At 69.5% G+C, this 17899-nt stretch carries 18 protein-coding genes; 8 read left to right on the top strand and 10 right to left on the bottom strand.

Going from position 1 to position 17899, the window contains the following annotated elements:
* The first annotated feature begins 5 nt into the window (after positions 1 to 5).
* Positions 6 to 641, top strand: coding sequence for a TetR/AcrR family transcriptional regulator C-terminal domain-containing protein (locus JOD27_RS22765; protein WP_204764281.1), 636 nt, complete (start codon positions 6 to 8; stop codon positions 639 to 641).
* On the opposite strand, the gene JOD27_RS45135 is transcribed toward JOD27_RS22765, so the two are convergent.
* Positions 635 to 1123 (bottom strand): NPCBM/NEW2 domain-containing protein, encoded by a 489-nt coding sequence (locus JOD27_RS45135; protein WP_204764280.1) that lies wholly within the window; start codon positions 1121 to 1123, stop codon positions 635 to 637. The genes JOD27_RS22765 and JOD27_RS45135 overlap by 7 nt on opposite strands.
* Positions 1124 to 1165: 42 nt before the next feature.
* Entirely contained in the window at positions 1166 to 2863 is a 1698-nt protein-coding gene (locus tag JOD27_RS22755) for an acyl-CoA dehydrogenase family protein (protein ID WP_204764279.1), read from the bottom strand.
* Positions 2864 to 3007: 144 nt separating this feature from the next.
* Here JOD27_RS22755 and JOD27_RS22750 point away from each other — a divergent pair, with 144 nt between their 5' ends.
* Together JOD27_RS22750 and JOD27_RS22745 are read left to right on the top strand one after the other, a co-directional pair.
* The gene (locus tag JOD27_RS22750) at positions 3008 to 4087 is read left to right on the top strand and encodes a WD40/YVTN/BNR-like repeat-containing protein (RefSeq protein WP_204764278.1); all 1080 of its coding nucleotides are present in this window, start codon (positions 3008 to 3010) and stop codon (positions 4085 to 4087) included.
* The gene (locus JOD27_RS22745) at positions 4084 to 4368 is read left to right on the top strand and encodes a MoaD/ThiS family protein (protein WP_204764277.1); all 285 of its coding nucleotides are present in this window, start codon (positions 4084 to 4086) and stop codon (positions 4366 to 4368) included. Before JOD27_RS22750 ends, JOD27_RS22745 begins: the two co-directional genes overlap by 4 nt.
* A 332-nt stretch (positions 4369 to 4700) precedes the next feature.
* Here JOD27_RS22745 and JOD27_RS22740 read toward each other — a convergent pair whose 3' ends face one another.
* The 3 genes from JOD27_RS22740 to JOD27_RS22730 form a co-directional block, all read right to left on the bottom strand.
* Entirely contained in the window at positions 4701 to 5501 is an 801-nt protein-coding gene (locus tag JOD27_RS22740; RefSeq protein ID WP_204764276.1) for an alpha/beta fold hydrolase, read from the bottom strand.
* Positions 5502 to 5554: 53 nt separating this feature from the next.
* A complete protein-coding gene (locus JOD27_RS22735; protein ID WP_204764275.1) occupies positions 5555 to 6511 on the bottom strand; it encodes a zinc-binding dehydrogenase in 957 nt (318 codons plus the stop codon).
* A gap of 78 nt (positions 6512 to 6589) precedes the next feature.
* Positions 6590 to 8056, bottom strand: a complete 1467-nt coding sequence (locus JOD27_RS22730) for an aromatic amino acid ammonia-lyase (RefSeq protein WP_204764274.1) — start codon at positions 8054 to 8056, stop codon at positions 6590 to 6592.
* Between the two features lie 29 nt (positions 8057 to 8085).
* Between JOD27_RS22730 and JOD27_RS22725 the strand changes: the two genes are divergently transcribed.
* Both JOD27_RS22725 and JOD27_RS46720 read left to right on the top strand, forming a co-directional pair.
* The gene (locus tag JOD27_RS22725) at positions 8086 to 11061 is read left to right on the top strand and encodes a DEAD/DEAH box helicase (RefSeq protein ID WP_204764273.1); all 2976 of its coding nucleotides are present in this window, start codon (positions 8086 to 8088) and stop codon (positions 11059 to 11061) included.
* On the top strand, positions 11054 to 11875 hold the full coding sequence (locus JOD27_RS46720) for an SWIM zinc finger family protein (RefSeq protein WP_204764272.1): 822 nt from the start codon (positions 11054 to 11056) through the stop codon (positions 11873 to 11875). Before JOD27_RS22725 ends, JOD27_RS46720 begins: the two co-directional genes overlap by 8 nt.
* 472 nt (positions 11876 to 12347) lie before the next feature.
* Here JOD27_RS46720 and JOD27_RS22715 read toward each other — a convergent pair whose 3' ends face one another.
* The 4 genes from JOD27_RS22715 to JOD27_RS22700 form a co-directional block, all read right to left on the bottom strand.
* Positions 12348 to 12620 (bottom strand): GlsB/YeaQ/YmgE family stress response membrane protein, encoded by a 273-nt coding sequence (locus JOD27_RS22715; RefSeq protein WP_204764271.1) that lies wholly within the window; start codon positions 12618 to 12620, stop codon positions 12348 to 12350.
* A 63-nt stretch (positions 12621 to 12683) separates the two neighbouring features.
* A complete protein-coding gene (locus tag JOD27_RS22710; protein WP_204764270.1) occupies positions 12684 to 13166 on the bottom strand; it encodes a hypothetical protein in 483 nt (160 codons plus the stop codon).
* A 50-nt stretch (positions 13167 to 13216) separates the two neighbouring features.
* Entirely contained in the window at positions 13217 to 14452 is a 1236-nt protein-coding gene (locus JOD27_RS22705) for a TolB family protein (RefSeq protein ID WP_204764269.1), read from the bottom strand.
* Between the two features lie 40 nt (positions 14453 to 14492).
* Positions 14493 to 15530 (bottom strand): DUF2786 domain-containing protein, encoded by a 1038-nt coding sequence (locus tag JOD27_RS22700; protein ID WP_204764268.1) that lies wholly within the window; start codon positions 15528 to 15530, stop codon positions 14493 to 14495.
* A gap of 62 nt (positions 15531 to 15592) precedes the next feature.
* On the opposite strand from JOD27_RS22700, the gene folP reads away from it, so the two are divergent.
* The 3 genes from folP to JOD27_RS22685 are packed head-to-tail and all read left to right on the top strand — an operon-like array spanning position 15593 to position 17702.
* Positions 15593 to 16429, top strand: a complete 837-nt coding sequence (folP, locus tag JOD27_RS22695; RefSeq protein WP_204764267.1) for a dihydropteroate synthase — start codon at positions 15593 to 15595, stop codon at positions 16427 to 16429.
* A gap of 1 nt (position 16430) precedes the next feature.
* Complete coding sequence (locus JOD27_RS22690; RefSeq protein ID WP_204764266.1) at positions 16431 to 17369, top strand: hypothetical protein; 939 nt, start codon at positions 16431 to 16433, stop codon at positions 17367 to 17369.
* Between the two features lie 48 nt (positions 17370 to 17417).
* Positions 17418 to 17702, top strand: coding sequence for a hypothetical protein (locus JOD27_RS22685; RefSeq protein ID WP_204764265.1), 285 nt, complete (start codon positions 17418 to 17420; stop codon positions 17700 to 17702).
* 10 nt (positions 17703 to 17712) lie between these two features.
* Here JOD27_RS22685 and JOD27_RS22680 read toward each other — a convergent pair whose 3' ends face one another.
* Positions 17713 to 17856: a cytochrome P450 gene (locus JOD27_RS22680; RefSeq protein WP_372441725.1), complete on the bottom strand. Its 144-nt coding sequence runs from the start codon at positions 17854 to 17856 to the stop codon at positions 17713 to 17715.
* Between the last annotated feature and the right edge of the window lie 43 nt (positions 17857 to 17899).

Here is a 17899-nt window from a genome sequence, read left to right as displayed (position 1 = left end):
CGCCAGTGGCCTCCACACGTGAACCGTTGACCCGCGCCCGCATCGTGGATGCGGCGGTGCGGTTGATCGAACGTGAGGGCGTGGAGGCCGTCTCGATGAGGCGACTCGCCGCCGAACTGGGCGCGGGCACGATGTCGCTGTACAACCACGTGCCGAACAAGGCGATGCTGGTGGACCTCGCCGCCGAGCGGATCATGGCGGAGGCCAGGCCGTACCACGTCGACAGCGACGACTGGCGCGACCACATCAGGGCGCACGCGAAGGCCGTGCGGGCGTTGGCGCAGCAGCATCCCCGCGCGTTCGTCATGTTGGCGACGCGGCGGCTGAGCACCGAGGCCGGGTTCAGGACCATCGAGGCCGCGCTGATGAACTTCGACAGGGCGGGCTTCCGGGGCAAGATCGCCGTCGGGATGATGCGGGCGATGGTGTCCTACCTGCTGGGAACGTTGATGAGGGAGGTCGCGACGTCGCCGGAGCTCGGCGGGATCGCGCTGTCGCCGTACGAAGGTGTTGACGCGTCGGCGTTTCCGCTGTCCGCCGAGGTGCTGGACGAGCTGGGCACCTACGACCACGACCACGAGTTCGAGTTCGGCCTCGAACTCATGATCGCGGCGTTGGAGCGCTACCAGGAGCGTCACTGACAGGTGATCCGCACGTCGCCCCAGTCGGCGTGGTCGTACGACTTGCCGTTGCCGCCGTCACGCACGATCAGCCGCACGACGGTCGCGCCGGACACCTTGGCTTCCAACGACTTCGCGGCGTCGGTGCCGTTCACCGATCCGCTGTCGTAGACCGTGTAGTACTCGATCTGCGCGGGAGCGTGCGTGCCGAGGCCCTTCGGGAAAACCTTGCCGCGGATGGTGATCGGGCCGCCGTCACCCTGTTTGGCCTCGCCGTTGGTGGTGTCGATCTCGACCGGGCCGTGGCCGTTGGTGCTGCGCAACCAGTTCAGGTCGCTGACGAAGAGGTCGCCCCGCGGTGCCGCGCCGGGAACCAGCGCCTCGGTGGAGTACTGCCTCGTCACCGGGTTGTCGTCCTGCGGGCTGTGGAAGGTGAAGCTGGCGTCGATCGGGAAACGGCCTGGTGCGGCGGCGGTGGGCTCATGAAAACGTTTGTGGAACACGCGCGGAGGGCGAAGCTGTCGCTTCGCCCTCCGCGCGTCTTGCTACGGACGCATCTCGTACTGGCCGGACAGCCCGACGACCTGCTGCCAGACGGCGTCGAAGCGGGCCTGGTCGACGTGCGGCTTGCGGACCTGGCCGACGGCCCACTGCTGCTGCGCCTCGGTGCTGCTGGCCTTGCCGTGCAGCGCGGTCGCGTAGCCGGCGAAGTCGCGGACCAGGACGTCGAAGATCTGGTCGAGGACGTTGGAGTCGGTGCCGGTGATCTTGGCCTGCTCCAGCACCAGCTGGCCGTAGACGACCAGGGTGAAGAGGTGGCCGAGGTTCAGCAGGAAGTCGAGGTCCTGCCGCTGCTTCTCGTCCGGTGCGGCGGTGGTGAGCAGGGTCTTGATCGCCTTGGCCTGCTCGTGGAAGAGAGCGACGTTCGGCAGGTGCGCGTGCTCGGTGTAGATCGGCTCCCAGTCGTGGAACTGGATCTTGCCGAGGCCGCGCGCGGGGCCCTGGTGCCAGAAGAAGTCGTCGTCGCTCGCGTCGTGGCGGGTCGGGACCTCGTCGTAGGCCTTCGGGTTGAAGAGGTAGTTCGGCATGAACTTCAGCACCAGGGCCAGGTTCACGTGCACGGTGCCCTCGAGCTTGGGCAGTGCGCGGATGTCGGCCGTGGCACGGGTGAAGTAGGTGTCCTTCTCGAAGCCCTTGGCGGCGATGACGTCCCAGAGCAGGTCGATGACGTGCTCGCCCTCGCTCGTGACCTTCATCTTGGTGATGGGGTTGAAGAGGAGGTAGCGGCGGTCGTTCTCGTTGGCTGAGCGGAAGTAGTCGACGCTGCGGTCCGCGAAGAGCTTCATCGCGGTGAGGCGCGCGTACGCGTCGACGAAGTTCTGGCGCACGTGCGGGAAGTTCGTGACCGGGTTGCCGTAGAGGATCCGGTTGTGGGCGTGGGTGATCGCCTCGTAGAAGGAGTGCTCGCAGATGCCGATGCTGGCCGTGCAGAGGTTGAACTTGCCGACGTTGACGGTGTTCAGCGCGGCGGAGAACGCATCGGGGCCGCGGTGGAGGATGTCCGAGTCCGTCAGCGGGTAGTCGTCGAGGCGGAACTCGCTCACGAACATCTGGCTGTCGACGACGTTCTTGATGAGCTTGAAGTTCTCGTGCTGGCTGTCGACGGCGAAGAAGAGGTACTCGTCGTCGAGCTTGCCGAAGACGCTGACCATGCCGGCGACGTTGCCGTTGCCGATGTAGTACTTGCTGCCGTTTGCCCTGAATGAAATGTCTCCGGAGCCGTCGTCGGTCTTCGTGACGATCATGTCGGTGTTGTAGACGTCGGCGCCGTGCTCCTTCTCGGAGAGGCCGAACGCGAAGACCGCGCCGCTGTCGAGGAGGGCCGCTGCCTTCTGCTTTGCCTCCTCGTTGCCGCTCATCCAGATAGGGCCGAGGCCGAGCACCGTGACCTGCCAGGCGTACCAGTACTGCAGGCCGTAGAAGCCGAGCACCTCGCTGAACGCGGCGTTGCGGGCGGCGTCCCAGCGCTTGGTGGGGTCGACGCTGCTCGGCGTGCAGAAGGTGGCGAAGAGTTTCTCCCGCTTCACGAAGTCCAGGAACTCCGTGTACCAGACCTTGTCCTGCGCGTCCGCGATCAGCTGCCGCTTGCCGCGGGCCTCGAACCAGTCGATCGTCGCCCTGAGCAGGCGGCGTGTCTCGTCGTCGAGGTGGGCGGGGTCGTAGTGGTTCGGGTCGAGCAGCACTGGCGCCTCCTTGCGTCTCCTTTTTCGGACGCTACCAGTGAGTAACTTGTCGGTCTACGTGGGGTTTCCCGCACGCCCGGAAATTGTCGGACCCCCGGCGTAACGTGCTCCGCATCACATCTTCCGCAGGGAGGTCAGGTTGAGATGACGGTGGTCGTGGCGATCGGGACGCGCAAGGGGCTGTGGCTCGCCCGCAGCGAGGATCGGGTCACGTGGCAGGTCGACGGGCCGCACCACGCGATGCAGGAGGTGTACGCGGTCGCCTTCGACACCCGCTCCGGTCTGCGCCTGCTCGCCGGGGTGTCCTCACCGCACTTCGGGCCGGGCGTGTCCATTTCGGACGATCTTGGCGCCACGTGGGAGGAGTCCTCGTCGCCGCCGATCGCGTTCCCGGTGGACGACGCCGCTTTGGAACGCGTGTGGCAAATCCAGCCGGCGCCGGCTTCCCAGCCGGGCGTGGTGTGGGCGGGCACCCAGCCCTCGGCCCTGTTCAAGTCGACGGACGGCGGCCGCTCGTTCGAGTTCGTGGAAGGCCTCTGGAACCACCCGCACCGCCCGGAGTGGGAGGCGGGTTTCGGCGGCCAGGCTGTCCACACGATCGTCCCCGACCCGTCCGACCCGGACCGCGTGCTCGTCGCGATGTCGACCGGCGGCGTCTACCGCACGGCGGACGGCGGCAAGTCCTGGGAAGCCCGCAACAAGGGCATCAAGGCGTACTTCTTCCCCGACCCGTGGCCGGAGTTCGGCCAGTGCGTGCACAAGGTCGCGCAACACCCGGCGAACCCGTCGCGCTTCTACGCCCAGAACCACCACGGCGTCTACCGCAGCGACGACGGCGGCGACACCTGGCAGTCCATCGCGGACGGCTTGCCCACCGACTTCGGCTTCGCCATGGTCGTCCACCCCAACGACCCGGACACGATCTTCACGTTCCCGATCGAGGCGGACGGCCGCCGCTTCCCGCCGGAGGGCAAGTGCCGCGTCTACCGCTCGCGCGACGCGGGCAAGTCCTGGGAGGCCCTGGGCACCGGCCTGCCCGACAACTTCTGGACCGCCGTGATGCGCGACGCGATGTGCACCGACAACGCCGAGGTCCCCGGCGTCTACTTCGGCTCGCGCTCGGGCGAGGTCTACGCGAGCCCGGACGAGGGCGAGACCTGGCACCAGGTGGCGGCCCACCTGCCGGACGTGATGTCGGTGCGGGCAGCGGTGATCCCGACGTGAAGGTGACGGTCCTGATCCCTGGCGTCCTCCGCACCGCGACCGACGGCGCCGCACACCTGGACGTCGACGTCCCCGAACCAGCCACCCTGGGCGCGGCTCTGGACGTCCTCGCCGACACCTACCCGGCCCTCGACCGCCGCCTGCGCGACGAACGCGCCGCCTTACGCCGCTACGTGAACTTCTACGTCAACGGCGAGGAGTGCCGCCGCCTCTCCGGCCCGGCCACCCCGCTCCCGGCGGGCGCCGAGATCCAGATCCTGCCGTCGGTGGCGGGCGGCTGACGGGCTGAGCCGGGATGCGCCGCACCGGGGATGGCGGCGCACCCCGGCCACTCGCGCACGAACGAGGAGCCGGTCGCGATGGTCGTGCCTGGCACAGGGGGCGCGGCACGGCAGTGGTGTGCGGGGAGCAGCCGAGTGGCTCGCTTCACCGGTCGGCGACAACAGCTGAATGCCCAGCCCGCCCAGCTCAGCCCTGCCAGCCCCAGCGGTGCGCGCCTCCGCGCCCGGCCTTGCGTGTCCGCCCAGTCCTGCCAGCCCCCAGCCGTGCCCGCCATCCCTGCGGGCGAGGCCAGCCTTCGGCGCGCCGCCTGCTCCACACCACCCGGCAGCGGTCACCCGGCCAGGAAGTCGGCGATCGCGTTCCGGAAGAAGGCGGGATCGTCCTGCCACGGGTAGTGCCCGGCACCGGGCTGCACCACCACATCGCAGCGCTGGAACAACTGAGCCGCCTGCCGCGCCGCGGCGGGCGACGGAGTCGCGTCGACCTCACCGGCCAGCATCAACACCGGGAGGTCCAGCCCGGCAAGCTCCTCCGGCGTCGCGACCGGCGCACCGGCCGCGTAGTAGGCGGACGCCGCGTTGGGCAGCCGCGTGGCCTCGGCCGTGCGGGCGTGTTCCTGTGCGGCGTCGTCCCACCGTGCGTAGAAGAAAGGAGTCATCGCGGCCCAATCAGTTCCCGCGACACTGCCGGCGAGCACTGCCTCGAGCGACTCCTTGATCGCCGGGTACCAGGGCTCGTCGGACCTGGACTCCGCGACGGCCCGCAGCTGCGCCAGGTCCGGACCGGTGCCGAGGGATCGCAGGCTGGGTGTCACGAGCACCAACCGGCGCACGTGCGACGGGTAGCGCAGCGCGTACCGGATCGCGATGGCCGCGCCCGCCGAGTGCGCCAGCACGTCCACCGGGTCGAGACCGGCGTGGGCGCGGTAGGCCTCGACGTCGTCGACGTGCAGGTCGAAGCGCAGGTCCGCCGGGTCGGCGGGGCCGGACCTCCCGGTGCCGCGCAGGTGCAGCAGATGCAGGCGTGCGGGGATCCCGCCCAGGTCGCCCAGGTAGGACGGGGCGAGCAGCGGGCCGCCGGGCACGACCAGCAGTGGTGCGCCGGAGCCGAGTTCATCGTGTGCGAGATCCATGAAGAGGATCATCACATCGGCTGGAGGTGCCAGAGGCGACTTTGCTGATAACGCTAAATGAGCAGCAGCGACTTGCCGAGCGTCGTGCGTTCCTCCAACGACCTGTGCGCCTTTTCGGCCTCCGCCAGCGGATAGGTCGCGCCGATCACCGGACGGATCCGGCCCTGCGCGGTGAGTGCGAGCGCCTCCGTGAGGTGTTCGTGCACGGTCGCCGTGTCCGGAGCCGTAGCGAGCACGTTGTCGACGTGCACCTGCCGGCGGCTCGCCAGCTCCGGGTCGATGTCGGCGAACCCGTCCGAGCTGCCGTACGTCACGAAGTGGCCGCCGCGGGCCACGGTCTCGAACGTGGCCTTGCCGAGGGCTCCTCCCGCGCCGTCGAACGCCACGCCGATGTCGCCGGCCGCATCGCGGACTTGGTCCTGCCAGCCGGGGAGTGAGTAGTCGACGGTCACCTCCGCGCCGAGTTCGCGGGTCAGGGAGAGTTTGCGTTCGCCGCGAGCGGCGGCGATGACCCGTGCGCCGGCGTCGCGCATCAGTTGCACCAGCACCGAACCCGCGCCGCCCGCGGCCGCCGCGATCAGGACCCAGTCGCCACGCTCGACCTTCACCCGGCGGGAGATGTTCACCGCGGTGGCTCCGTCGTGGAGCATCGCGGTTGCCTCGGCCGAGCCCAGGCCCTCCGGGACCGCGACGATCTCGTCGGCCGCGAAGACGACCTGTTCCGCGTAGCCCTCGGGCCCGCGGCCGATGACGTGCCGGCCGAGCCAGGCCGGGTCCACGCCCTCGCCGACCGACAGCACGTGCCCCGCGCCGCCTCCCCCAGGCACGTACGGAGGCCTGCGCGGGAAGAACTCGCCGCCCCAGCCGCTGCGCAACAGCGTGTCCAGGAAGAGCACGTCGGCGATGGTCATGCCGACCACCACCTGTCCCGGACCGGCCACCGGCTCGGGAATCTCGTCGACGCGCAGCACCTCAGGTCCACCGAACTCGTGCACGCGGACAGCCCTCATCACGACCACATCCCCACCTCGATCTCCTCGGTCACGCCCACCGTAAAAGCTCGACAAAGGTGGAGATCAAGGGCGAGATCAGCAGGAGGCGAAGTCGTCCAGAAGTGCCGACGCCACTTCGACGTCCGGGCTGAGCTGGCGGTCGGCCATGTCCGGGTTGAGCTTCGCCTCGGCCATCTCGAAGGCGGCCCGCAACGGTGCGGTGTCCGGCCGTATGCCGCGCAACCGCAGAGCGCGTACGGCCGCCACGATCTCGCAGGCCAGCACCAGCCGGAACGCTCCCAGCGACCGCAGCGCCTGCGACGCGGACTGGAAGGCGAAGCTCGAGTTCTCCTCCTGGCCGCGCGACACCACGGCGTTGCCGATGCTCGCGGGCTCGGCGAGCGTGCGGACCTCCGCCAGCGCGGAGTTGGCGCTGTACTCGAGGATCATCACGCCCGAGCTGCCCCGCACGCCTTCGGCGAGAAACGGGCGCAGGCCCGTGAAGTTCGGTTCGACCAGGGTGGCGAGACGGGCGGTCGAGAGGTGGCCGGTGTGCAGCATCGACAACCGCAGGCGGTCCAGCGCCTGGCCGAGGTACGCGCTGTGGAAGGCGCCGTGGTGGTACGCGGCGTCGTCGTCCGGGCCGAACTGGTCGGCGACGATCAACGGGTTCTCGGCGGCGGCGTTGAACTCGACGTCGAGGACGCGGGCGAGGTCGGTGGCGGCGTCGACGGCCGGGCCGTGGATCTGTGGGAAGCAGCGGTAGCCGAACGGGTCCTGGATGCGGGCGGGTGGGCGTGACGGCTCGCCGAGTAACCGGCGCATCTCGGCGGCCACCGCCACCTGACCGGGGTGCGGGCGGCCGAGGTGCACGCGTTCGTCGTAGGCCTCGACGGCTCCGTCCACGGCGAGGAACGACAGCGCCGCCACGACGTGGGTGGCCTTGAGCAGCTGGTGGGCGTCCTGCCAGGCGAGGCCCGCCATGCCGATGGTCAGGGCGTTGCTGCTGATCAACGCCAGCGCGTCGCCCGAGTCCAGCTCGATCGGGTCGGGGGTCTGCGTCGAGCCGAGCCAGTAGCGTTCGCCGAGCAGGGTCAGGCCGGTCTCGGCCAGTGCCGTGAGGTCGCCCGTGCCGATGGCGCCGTACTCGTGCACGCCGGGGTAGCAGCTGCTGTTCAGAGCGGTCTGCAGAGCGTCGGCCACGGATCTGCGCACGCCCGCGCCGCCCGCGAGCAGCTGGTTGAGGCGCACGACCATCATGGCCCGCACCTGTTCCTCGGGGAGCATGCCGCCGAGGCCGCCCGCGTGGCTGCGCAGCAGGCGGAGGCCGTGCTCGGCCCAGCCCTCGGTGCTGACGATCTGGTCACGGTTCGCGCCGACACCGGTGGTGCGGCCGTAGACCTGCCGTCGCACCACCAGGCGCTGGCTGGCGCGCCACGACGCTTCGAGACGGTCGAGCCCGTCGGTGTGAAGGGCCACAGGGGCGTGGTATCTCGCGACGCGGACCACGTCGTCGGCGCCGAGGGACTGACCGTCCAGCACGACAGGGGAGTCATCGACCATGGCGCAATGTGAGCACATAGGGTTCTGGGGTGCTCGTACTGCATGGTCTGTGCACGACCGACGGCGTCCTCGCGCTGTGGGCGGAGGACTCCGGGCTGCCCGCTCGCAGTGAGAGCACGCGGCGGGATGCGCCGCACCCGTTCGCGGCGACGGCCGAGTCCCTGGCCGTCGCGCTCGGGCAGGAAGCGCTCAAGACGACCACGCGGGCGTTGCTGCTGCCGTCGTTCTCCTCCGGGCCGATGGCGTCGCCTGAGCTGGTGCGCGACCCGTTGGCGGCGGGGCGGGCGCAGCGCGGCAAGGTCGGGCTGCGGCAGTGGGGAGTGCCCACGATCCGGCTGACGGCCAGGCCGGAGCCCGGCGGCGAGGTGCGGCTGAGCGACTCGGCGCGGTTCGTGTTCGACGTGGCCGGGTTCGCCGCCGATCTCGTCGACCGCGGCCGTGTGCTGCCGTCGGTGGCCCCGGACCAGGCCGTCGCGCGGTGGGTGCCGGTGCTGTCGGGCACGGACTCGGCGCGGTTCGCGGCGCTGCAGGCCGCGATGCCGCCCGCCTGCCGGTGCGAGGAGATCGTCAGCGACCCGGCCGAACTGGTGCGCGCGGCGCTCACGACCGCCGTCGACGAGCAGGTCAGAAGCCGGTTGGCCGGCCTGGATCTCGCGCCGAAACGCCGCGGCCGTGCGACGACCGCGGAGGCCTGGCTCGCCGCGCTCACCGGGGAGCCCGTGTTCGACGCGGACCCGGTCGAGCTCTACGAGCTGCGTGAACAGCTAGACCGGTGGAGGGACAGCGCGGGCAACGAGAGCCCGGTGCGTACGTGCTTCCGGTTGCGCTCGCCCGAGCAGCGCGACGAGGACGAGTGGGCGGTCGAGTTCCTGCTCCAGGCCGTCGACGAGCCGAGCGTGCTGGTGCCGGCTCATCAGGTGTGGTTCGCGGACGACAGCGTGCTGCGGCGCTGGATCCCGGCACCGCAGGAGCACCTGCTGGCCGACCTAGGGCGTGCGAGCAGGCTGCACCCCGACCTCGACGAGGCGTTGCGCGGCTCGCACCCGGCCGAGATGGAGGTCGACGCCGAGGGTGCGTACCGGTTCCTGACGGCGGCGCCCGTGCTGGCGCAGGCGGGGTTCGGCGTGCTGCTGCCGTCGTGGTGGCAGCAGCGGGTGCGGCTCGGCCTGAAGCTCACGGCGAAGAGCCGCGGCACGGCAGGAACCGTCGCCAAGGAGAGCGAGATCGGCCTGAAGTCCATTGTGGACTACAAGTGGGAGCTCGCACTCGGTGAGGACACGCTCACCGACGCCGAGCTGGCCGAGCTCGCCAGGGCGAAGGTGCCGCTGGTGAAAGTGCGCGGCCAGTGGGTGCAGGTCGACCAGAAGCGCCTCGCCGCGGGGCTCGCGTTCCTCAAGCGCGGCGGCGGCCGGATGACCGCCGCCGAGGTGATGCTCCACAGTGGACTGACCGAGGAGGACGAGAGTCTGCCGCTGCCGCTGACCTCCGTCGAGGCCGACGGCTGGCTCGGGGACCTGTTGTCCGGCAAGGCGGACGAGCAGATCCAACCCGTCGAGCCGCCGTCGAGCTTCGGTGCGCTGCTGCGCCCGTACCAGCAGCGAGGTCTCGCGTGGCTCGCGTTCCTCGACAAGATCGGCCTGGGCGCGTGCCTCGCGGACGACATGGGCCTCGGCAAGACCGTTCAGCTGCTGGCGCTCGAAGCGCTGAACCGTGCTCACGGCAAGCGGCCGCCGACGTTGCTGATCTGCCCGATGTCGGTAGTCGGCAACTGGCAGCGCGAAGCCGCCCGGTTCACCCCGGAACTCTCGGTGCACGTGCACCACGGCGCGGACCGCCTGGACGGCGACGCGCTGCGAGAGGCGGTGGAGAGCCACGACCTGGTGCTGACTACCTACGCGCTGGCCGCCCGCGACGCCGACGCGCTCGGCGACCTCACCTGGGACCGCGTGGTGCTCGACGAGGCGCAGAACATCAAGAACAGCGCCACCCGCCAGTCCCAGGCGGTGCGCAGGCTCAAGGCACGCCACCGCGTCGCGCTGACCGGCACGCCCGTGGAGAACCGGCTGGCCGAGCTGTGGTCGATCATGGACTTCGCCAACCCCGGCGTGCTCGGCACCATCAACACGTTCCGCGCCCGCTTCGCCGTCCCGGTCGAACGCCACAACGACCAGGACGCCGCCGCCCGCCTGCGCAAGATCACGAACCCGTTCGTGCTGCGCCGCGTGAAGACCGACCCGCGCATCATCAGCGACCTGCCGGACAAGGTCGAGATGCGCCAGCTGTGCAACCTCACCACCGAGCAGGCCTCGCTCTACCAGGCCGTCGTCAACGACATGCTGGAGAAGATCGAGGAGTCCGAGGGCATCGCGCGCAAGGGCCTCGTGCTCGCGACGATGTCGAAGCTCAAGCAGGTCTGCAACCATCCCGCGCACTTCCTCGGCGACGGCTCGCGCGTCGCCGGCCGCTCCGGCAAGCTCGCGCGCCTCGAGGAGGTGCTCGAGGAAGTGCTCGCCGAGGGCGACAAGGCCTTGTGCTTCACGCAGTTCACCGAGTTCGGCAGCATGCTCGTGCCGTATCTGGCGGCGCGCTTCGACACCGAGGTGATGTTCCTGCACGGCGGCACGAACAAGGCGACCCGCGACCGCATGGTCGAACGCTTCCAGGACTCGCGTGGCCCCTCCCTGTTCCTGTTGTCGTTGAAGGCGGGCGGCACAGGCCTCAACCTGACCGCCGCCAACCACGTGATCCACCTCGACCGCTGGTGGAACCCGGCGGTCGAGGACCAGGCGACCGACCGCGCGTTCCGCATCGGCCAGCGCCGCAACGTGCAGGTGCGCAAGTTCGTCTGCATCGGCACGCTCGAAGAACGCATCGACACCATGATCGAAGAGAAGCGCGCACTGGCCCAGCTCGTGGTCGGCGCCGGCGAGAACTGGCTCACCGAACTGTCGACAGCCCAGCTGCGCGACCTCCTGACGCTCTCCGGGGAGGCCGTCGGTGAGTGAACACTGGACCGGCCCTCGCTACGGCAAGACCATCAAGGTCGACAACGGCCTCAAGGCCCGCAGCAAACGCGGCGACATCGGCGCCACCTGGTGGTCACGCCGTTTCATCGACGTGCTCGAGTCGTTCGGCATGGGCGGCCGCCTGACCAGAGGCCGCAACTACGCGCGCCAGGGCCAGGTGCTCTCGTTGTCGTTGTCCACGAGCATGGTCATCGCGCTGGTGCAGGGCTCACGCCCCACGCCGTACAAGGTGCGCATCGCCATCAAGGCCTTCACCACCCCGGAATGGCAGCGCATCGAACACGCCCTGGCAGGCCAGGCCCTGTACGCGGCCAAGCTGCTCGCGGGCGAGATGCCACCCGACATCGAGACCCTGTTCGCCTCCCTGGGCCTGCAACTCTTCCCGGCCACCTCCCGTGAACTGACGATGGACTGCACCTGCCCGGACTGGGAGGTGCCGTGCAAACACCTCGCCGCCACCTGCTACCTGCTCGCCGAGTCGTTCGACAACGACCCGTTCGAGATCTTCGCCTGGCGCGGCCGCAGTCGCGAGGACCTGCTCGAACGCCTCCGCACGCTGCGCGGCGCCACCCGTTCGGCGATCGTGCGCGACGAAGCTCCGCCGCTGACCAAGTGCCTCGACACGTTCTGGCAGAAGCAGACCGCGACGAGCCTCAACCTCGGCGACCCCACCGCGGTGGTGCGCGTGGACGCGGTGCTCGACCAGCTCGACGGCGTACCGATCACCGTGGGCCGCTCGAACCTCGTCGACCTGCTGCGGCCGGCGTACCAGGCGCTGAAGCCGACCGACTAGAAGTTCGCGGGACCCGCCGAGGGACGGATGCCTCCAGGACGGCCTGGCGGCGTTCAGTCACCCGGTGGCGCCGAGCCTTCCTGGGATCGTCGGCGCGCCACGGTCGTGGGCTTGGTGGAGCGGGAAGTGCGGCGAGTCTGCGTGTTGTGAGAACAATGCGCCTCGGATCTTGGTGGCAGGGCCGGTGGCCCGTTGTTCGCGGTGCGGTCCGGGCGCGTTGAGCGGCGGGCGGCACGGTAGCTCGGGTCCGGTGGTCGCGTCCCGGCCCGAGGACCGGTTGGCGCGGTGCGATCCGGGCGCGGCGTCGTGGCGGAGGCAGCGCGACTTGGTCCGGTGGCCGGGTTGAGGGCCGAGGACCCGTTGGGGAGCGGTGCGGTCCGCGCGTCGAGGCGGCGGAGGGCACGGCGGCTCGGGTCTGTCGGCCGGTGGGTGATGGGTGGCGGGCGGCGTGGCCGCCCGTGTCCGGATGGGGTCAGTGGGGGAGTTTGGGCTTCGAGCGGTTGGCCAGGATGGTCACGCCGGCGCCGGCGAGGCCTACCTGGAGGGCCAGCTCGATCCAGTCGATTCCCGGGGTGTCGGCGACGCCCAGGACCGTGGCCGCCGCGGTGCCCAGCAGGGCGGCGACGATGCCTACCACGATGGTGGCCAGCAGCGAGACGTGTTGCCTGCCGGGGACCACCAGGCGGCCCAGACCGCCGATGACGGCTCCGAAGAGCAGTGCGGTGAACAAGCCGCTGATTTCCACTGTTACCCCCTGAGACTCATGGTGCTTACGGCTCCAGGGTCCGCCCGGACGGAGCGGGGCGAATCAGGTCTTTCCCTGAGTGGTCCCTGACATCGGCCCCAGCAGGGTGGCGGCCGCGGCGGAGAGTTCGCGGCCCGGGATGTCCGGGTCGCAGCCCACGCGGGCCAGGCGGGCCCGGATGGCCGTGGGGGAGCGTTGCATGTCGTCGGCGATGGACCTGATCAGCGTTTGGGCCGGGATGTCGGTCGGGGTGAGCCAGGTGGTGCGCAGGGCGGCGTCGAGGGAGTCGGTCCAGGGCTGGTTGGCGTTGGCGTAGCGGGACGCGCGGCCACGCAGGCGCGTGTGGGCGCCCAGGACGCGTGACAGGAGCTTGCCGACCGTGGCGCCGCCCTCGACCGGCAGTCGAAGGCGGCCGTCCGCGATCACCTCTCCCGAGTCGAGCACTCCCAGCAGTTCCAGCGTCAGGGACTCCGCGGAGTCCGTCGTCGCGCTCAGCCGGTAGTTGACCTCGCCGAGCTTGATCTCGTTGCGGTAGGTGGATGTCATGGGGTGGACGTTAGGGAGGGGGTCTGACGGTTTTTCGCGGGGAGGTGCCTTCAGATGCGGTTGTGAAGGAGGAGTTCACTCGAAGGGGTGGGGGTCAGGTTCGTGGCCTTCGACGAGAACACCACCGAGCGGCCGTCGGCGCTGATCGTCGGTGCCAGCGAGAAGTCGTTGCCCTGTTTGCCGAAACGCTCGCTCAGGCGCGTCATCGAACCCGTGCGCATATCCTTCAGGAACACGTCGTCCACGTTGTTGGTGTCGCGCGGAACCAGATTCGACGCCAGCGACGAGAACACGACGAAGCGGCCGTCCGCGCTCACCGACGGCTGGTACGGCTGCGCGTCCGACACCGTCCCGTCAGGACGCGTGTTCACGCGCGTGATCGCCTTGGTGCGCAAGTCCTTCAGGAAGATGTCCGGCGTGTCCTCGGTGTCACCGGGCACCAGCGTGTCGCCCCAAGCCACGAACAACACACGCGAGCCATCCGGCGTGATAGCGGGCATCAGCGTGTAAGAGGACGTCTGCGCACCATCAGCAGACACGTTGACCCGTTCCACGGCACCGGAAACGACGTCCTTCACGAACATGTCCGCGCTCCCGTTCGTGTCGTCCGGCACCAGGTTCGTTGCGGCGGAAGGGAAAACGACGAGCCTCCCGTCGGCGCTCATCGCGAGCCCGTGGTGCACCAGCTTGTCGCCCTGCGCGCCCGAAGCCGATGTGCTGATCCGCCTCACCACACCTGATGTCCGGTCGGCCAGAAACACGTCCGCCACGCCGTTGGTGTCCCCCTCCACCAACGTGGACGCCTCGGACCGGAACGCCACATAACGTCCATCAGCGCTGATGGCCGGGCTACCGAACGCGGGACCATCACCGCCACTGACGCGCTCCACCCGCCCAGTGCGCATGTCGGTCACGAACACGTCGTCAACGCCGTTGGTGTCACCGGCGACCAGATTCGACGCGGATGACACGAACGCCACGAACCGCCCGTCCGCACTCAGCGCGGGCGGATCGAACGACGGCCCGTCACCACCACGCGACGCCGACCGCACGACACCGGTGCGCAGATCCTTCACGAAGATGTCGGACACGCCGTTGCGATCCCCGTGCACGAGGTTCGACGCGAGAGAGGGGAACGCGACATAGTGCCCATCGGCGCTGATGACCGGCGTCGTGGAATCACCGTTGCCCCGTGTCAGTGGTCTGAGCAGCGAGAACGAGGCGGAAGCAGAGGACGCGCAGGCCACCGCGAGCACCGCGGCAACGGCAAGAGACTTCCCGAACAAAGACGTGCACCACCCTAGGTCGCGGGGCGGCGGCGCCAGCTTAGCCGGAAGTCACGGAGTTCCGTCCGGTCCCGATGTCGGCCAAGTCCGCCGCGACACGCCCCGCACGCCACCCGGCTGCCGACCCGACCGTCACGCTCGAGGTCCTCGTCCGAGTGAACATCTCGTTGAACAACGTGTCCACGGCCTGCCGCCGGCTGGCCAGCACCGGCAGCAGCCGCTCGTCGGAAACGGCAGGCGCCTCCCGCAGCCGCTCGCCGATCCGCGTCGCGTAGGCCGTCAGGAACGACTTCCGGAACGGCCGCGAGCGCGCCTCGCTGCCCTTCCTCGCCTGCCCGCCGATCGCCACCATCGCCCGCGTCGCCTGCACGAGCAGCGACGTCGACAGGAGCTCCACGCTCTCCAGGTCCACCTCGTCGCCCACCAGCGTGACGAACCCGAAGGCGTCAGAAGCCACGGAACGCGACCGGAACGCCCGCGACACCACGTACACGAGCCGTGACTTCTCCTTGAAGTAGTTCTTGTCCAGCCACATCCGCCGCGACGTCGCCAGCGGCGGCAGGTCCGCGTCGAGCATCGCCCGTTCGAGCGCGTGCCGGTTCATCAGCTGCTGGGCCTTCGCCGAGAGCGCCTCCGCTTCCTCGGGGAACGACGTCGACTCGGCCTTCGCGAGCAGCGCGCGCACCCTGTTGAGCACCTTCGGGTCGACGCCCGCGCGCACGGCCGACATCAACGCGTCACCGGGCAACGGCAGGATGCGCGGCAACTGAGGCAACCGGCGGAAGAACCACACCAGCCTCGCAGCTATCCGAGATGCGAAGTCCTCGGTCTCGATGTGACGCGTGGCCCACGCCTCCAGCAGCGGGCCCTCCCACCACACGGAGGCACCGATCTCGTCCAGCTGCCGCTGCCACCGCGGATGCACTCTCGACGGGGGATGCGGCGAACAGGACAAAGCGATCGCGTCCACCGTGAGAGAGGTGTGCGTCTCGTAGAGCGAACGCGACACCACCTCGCGAACGTCGTACGGCAGCCAGCCGCGCTGCCAGAGCTCGTCGATCGCCTGAACCAGTTCCACGCCGTGCAGTATGAGACGTCCGCCATGTGCCAAGGCCGGGGACCACCTGGTAGACACGGGATGTGATCGAGCTCCAGTTCCGCGGCCGGGCCGTCGTCCGCGACCGCGCGCTGGTGATGGCGATCATCAACCGCACCCCGGACTCCTTCTACGACAAGGGCGCCACCTACGCCGAGGACGTCGCCATGGAGGCCGTGCACCGCGTGGTGGACGAAGGCGCGGACATCGTCGACATCGGCGGCGTGAAGGCGGGCCCCGGCGACCTCGTCGACTCCGACGAGGAAGTGCGCCGCGTCGTGCCGTTCATCGCTCGCGTGCGCGATGCCTACCCCGACCTCGTCATCAGCAGCGACACGTGGCGTGCGGACGTCGGCAGGCTCGCCTGCGAGGCCGGGGCGGACCTGCTCAACGACACGTGGGCGGGCGCGGACCCGCGGCTCGCCGAGGTCGCCGCGGAGTACGGCGCCGGCTACGTCTGCTCGCACACGGGTGGGGTGAAACCCAGGACGCGCCCGCATAGGGTGAGCTATCCGGACCTCGTGGCGGACGTCATCGCGGAGACGACCGCGCACGCCGAGCGGGTGGTCGCGCTCGGTGTGCCGCGCAAGAGCGTGCTGATCGACCCCACACACGACTTCGGCAAGAACACATGGCACAGCCTGGCGCTGGTGCGGCACACGGACGAGCTGGTGGCGACCGGGTGGCCGGTGCTGATGGCGTTGTCCAACAAGGACTTCGTCGGGGAGACCCTCGGCGTAGAACTGCACGAGCGCGTCGAGGGAACCCTCGTCGCGACGGCGATCGCGGCGTTGGCGGGCGCCGCGGTGTTCCGCGCGCACGAGGTGGCGCGCACCAGACGAGTACTCGAGTCCGTCGCTCGACTTGAGCTGGAGGTATGAGGTGGACGACGTCTTCGCCCGGTTTTCGGAGAACCGGTGGGACGACTTCCTCGACGAACTCGACAAGATCCGCGTGAGCGTGGCCGACCCCGCGGAACGGCAGCAGATGAAGGTGTCCGCACGGCGTGACGCGCGTGAGGCGGCCTCTCAGCCGTTGCTCGTGCGGATGGCCATCGCGGACCACTACCTGAACCTGCTCGCCATCGGCGTGTGGGCGGGCGACGAGAGCTGGCGCGCGGATCTGCGCGACCTGGTGGCCACTCTCGTGCCCGACGGCGACGAGTCGCGCGACGACGCCCTGTTGAGTTCCGTCATCGCCGTGGTGCTCGCACAGCTGCTGCAGGACGCACGGCTGCGCGGTGGTTCCGAGGCCGATGTCATCGCACGGGCGGCGTGGGAGAAGGCGCAGGAGTGGGCGGCCTATGCGGAGGACCGTCACGTCGAACGCCTCCTGCACCACTCCACGGAGGCAGGTGGGCGCGTGGTGACGGCCTCGGAGGTGCAGGAGGTCGTGGAACTGGCCACGGCCGCCGCGGACGACCAGCACGCCGAGACGCTCGCCGCGCTGGAGGCCGAAGGGCTCAACGCGGAGGTGATGAACGGCGTTTGGGTGGTGGACGGGGATTTCCGCAATCCCGTCCGTGCGGCCGCACGCGCGATCACCCTCACCGGCTACGGCTGCGTCCTCGCGCGCAACGAACGTCAATCCGCCGTGATGCTGTGGCACGGGAACACGCTCGCGATGGCCGACTCGAAGGTGCCGCGCTGGCGCGTCTACCCGATCCTCGCGCCCGTTACTCCGCAATCGAAGTTTTCCGGCGGGGAAGGACTGCCGGCCACCCGCGACACCCACCCGTTGGCACCCGCTCCGGAAGTCGTGCGCCGGTTGGCGGACGCCGTTGGTGTCAACCTGTCTCATCTGCTGGCGGCATTGCGGTGAAAGGGTGATCTTTGACTTTTCGCAACCTCCACTCGTTATCTTGGTGGCATGCCCAGATTTGCCGAGTTCGATGTGGAAGGCCTGCGGAAATCCAGTGCCGTCACGGACTTTCCCTGGTCGGAGACGTGGGTCACGCTGATCCGCGTTGATGCCAAGGGGGTTGTCAGGCAAGCGAAGTCGTTGAGCGAGAAAGTTTCTTTGCTGACCGTTGCGTCAGAAAAGGACCTCGTCATCGCTTCCTGCCCGGAGATTTACGCGGTCGACGACCTGTCGGCCGCCAGAGCAGCCGTCAGGGCTTCGGCCGCACGCGAAATGACGCCAAGCCTCGGATGAATGACTCCCGTCACTCGGGCTCAGCGGCGAGCGCGAGTTCCGGGAAACGCCGCAGCAGCGTTCCGAACGCGATCTCGCCTTCGATCCGAGCGAGCCGCGCCCCCACGCAGTAGTGGATCCCGTGCCCGAAAGCGACGTGCGGATCCCGGCCCAGTGATCGGAGGGGTCGAGATTCCGCGATCTTCGCAGGTCACCGT

Origin of the sequence: Lentzea nigeriaca (assembly GCF_016907955.1) — a bacterium.
GTDB classification, from domain to species: domain Bacteria; phylum Actinomycetota; class Actinomycetes; order Mycobacteriales; family Pseudonocardiaceae; genus Lentzea; species Lentzea nigeriaca.
This window is presented reverse-complemented; position numbering and strand designations above follow the sequence as displayed.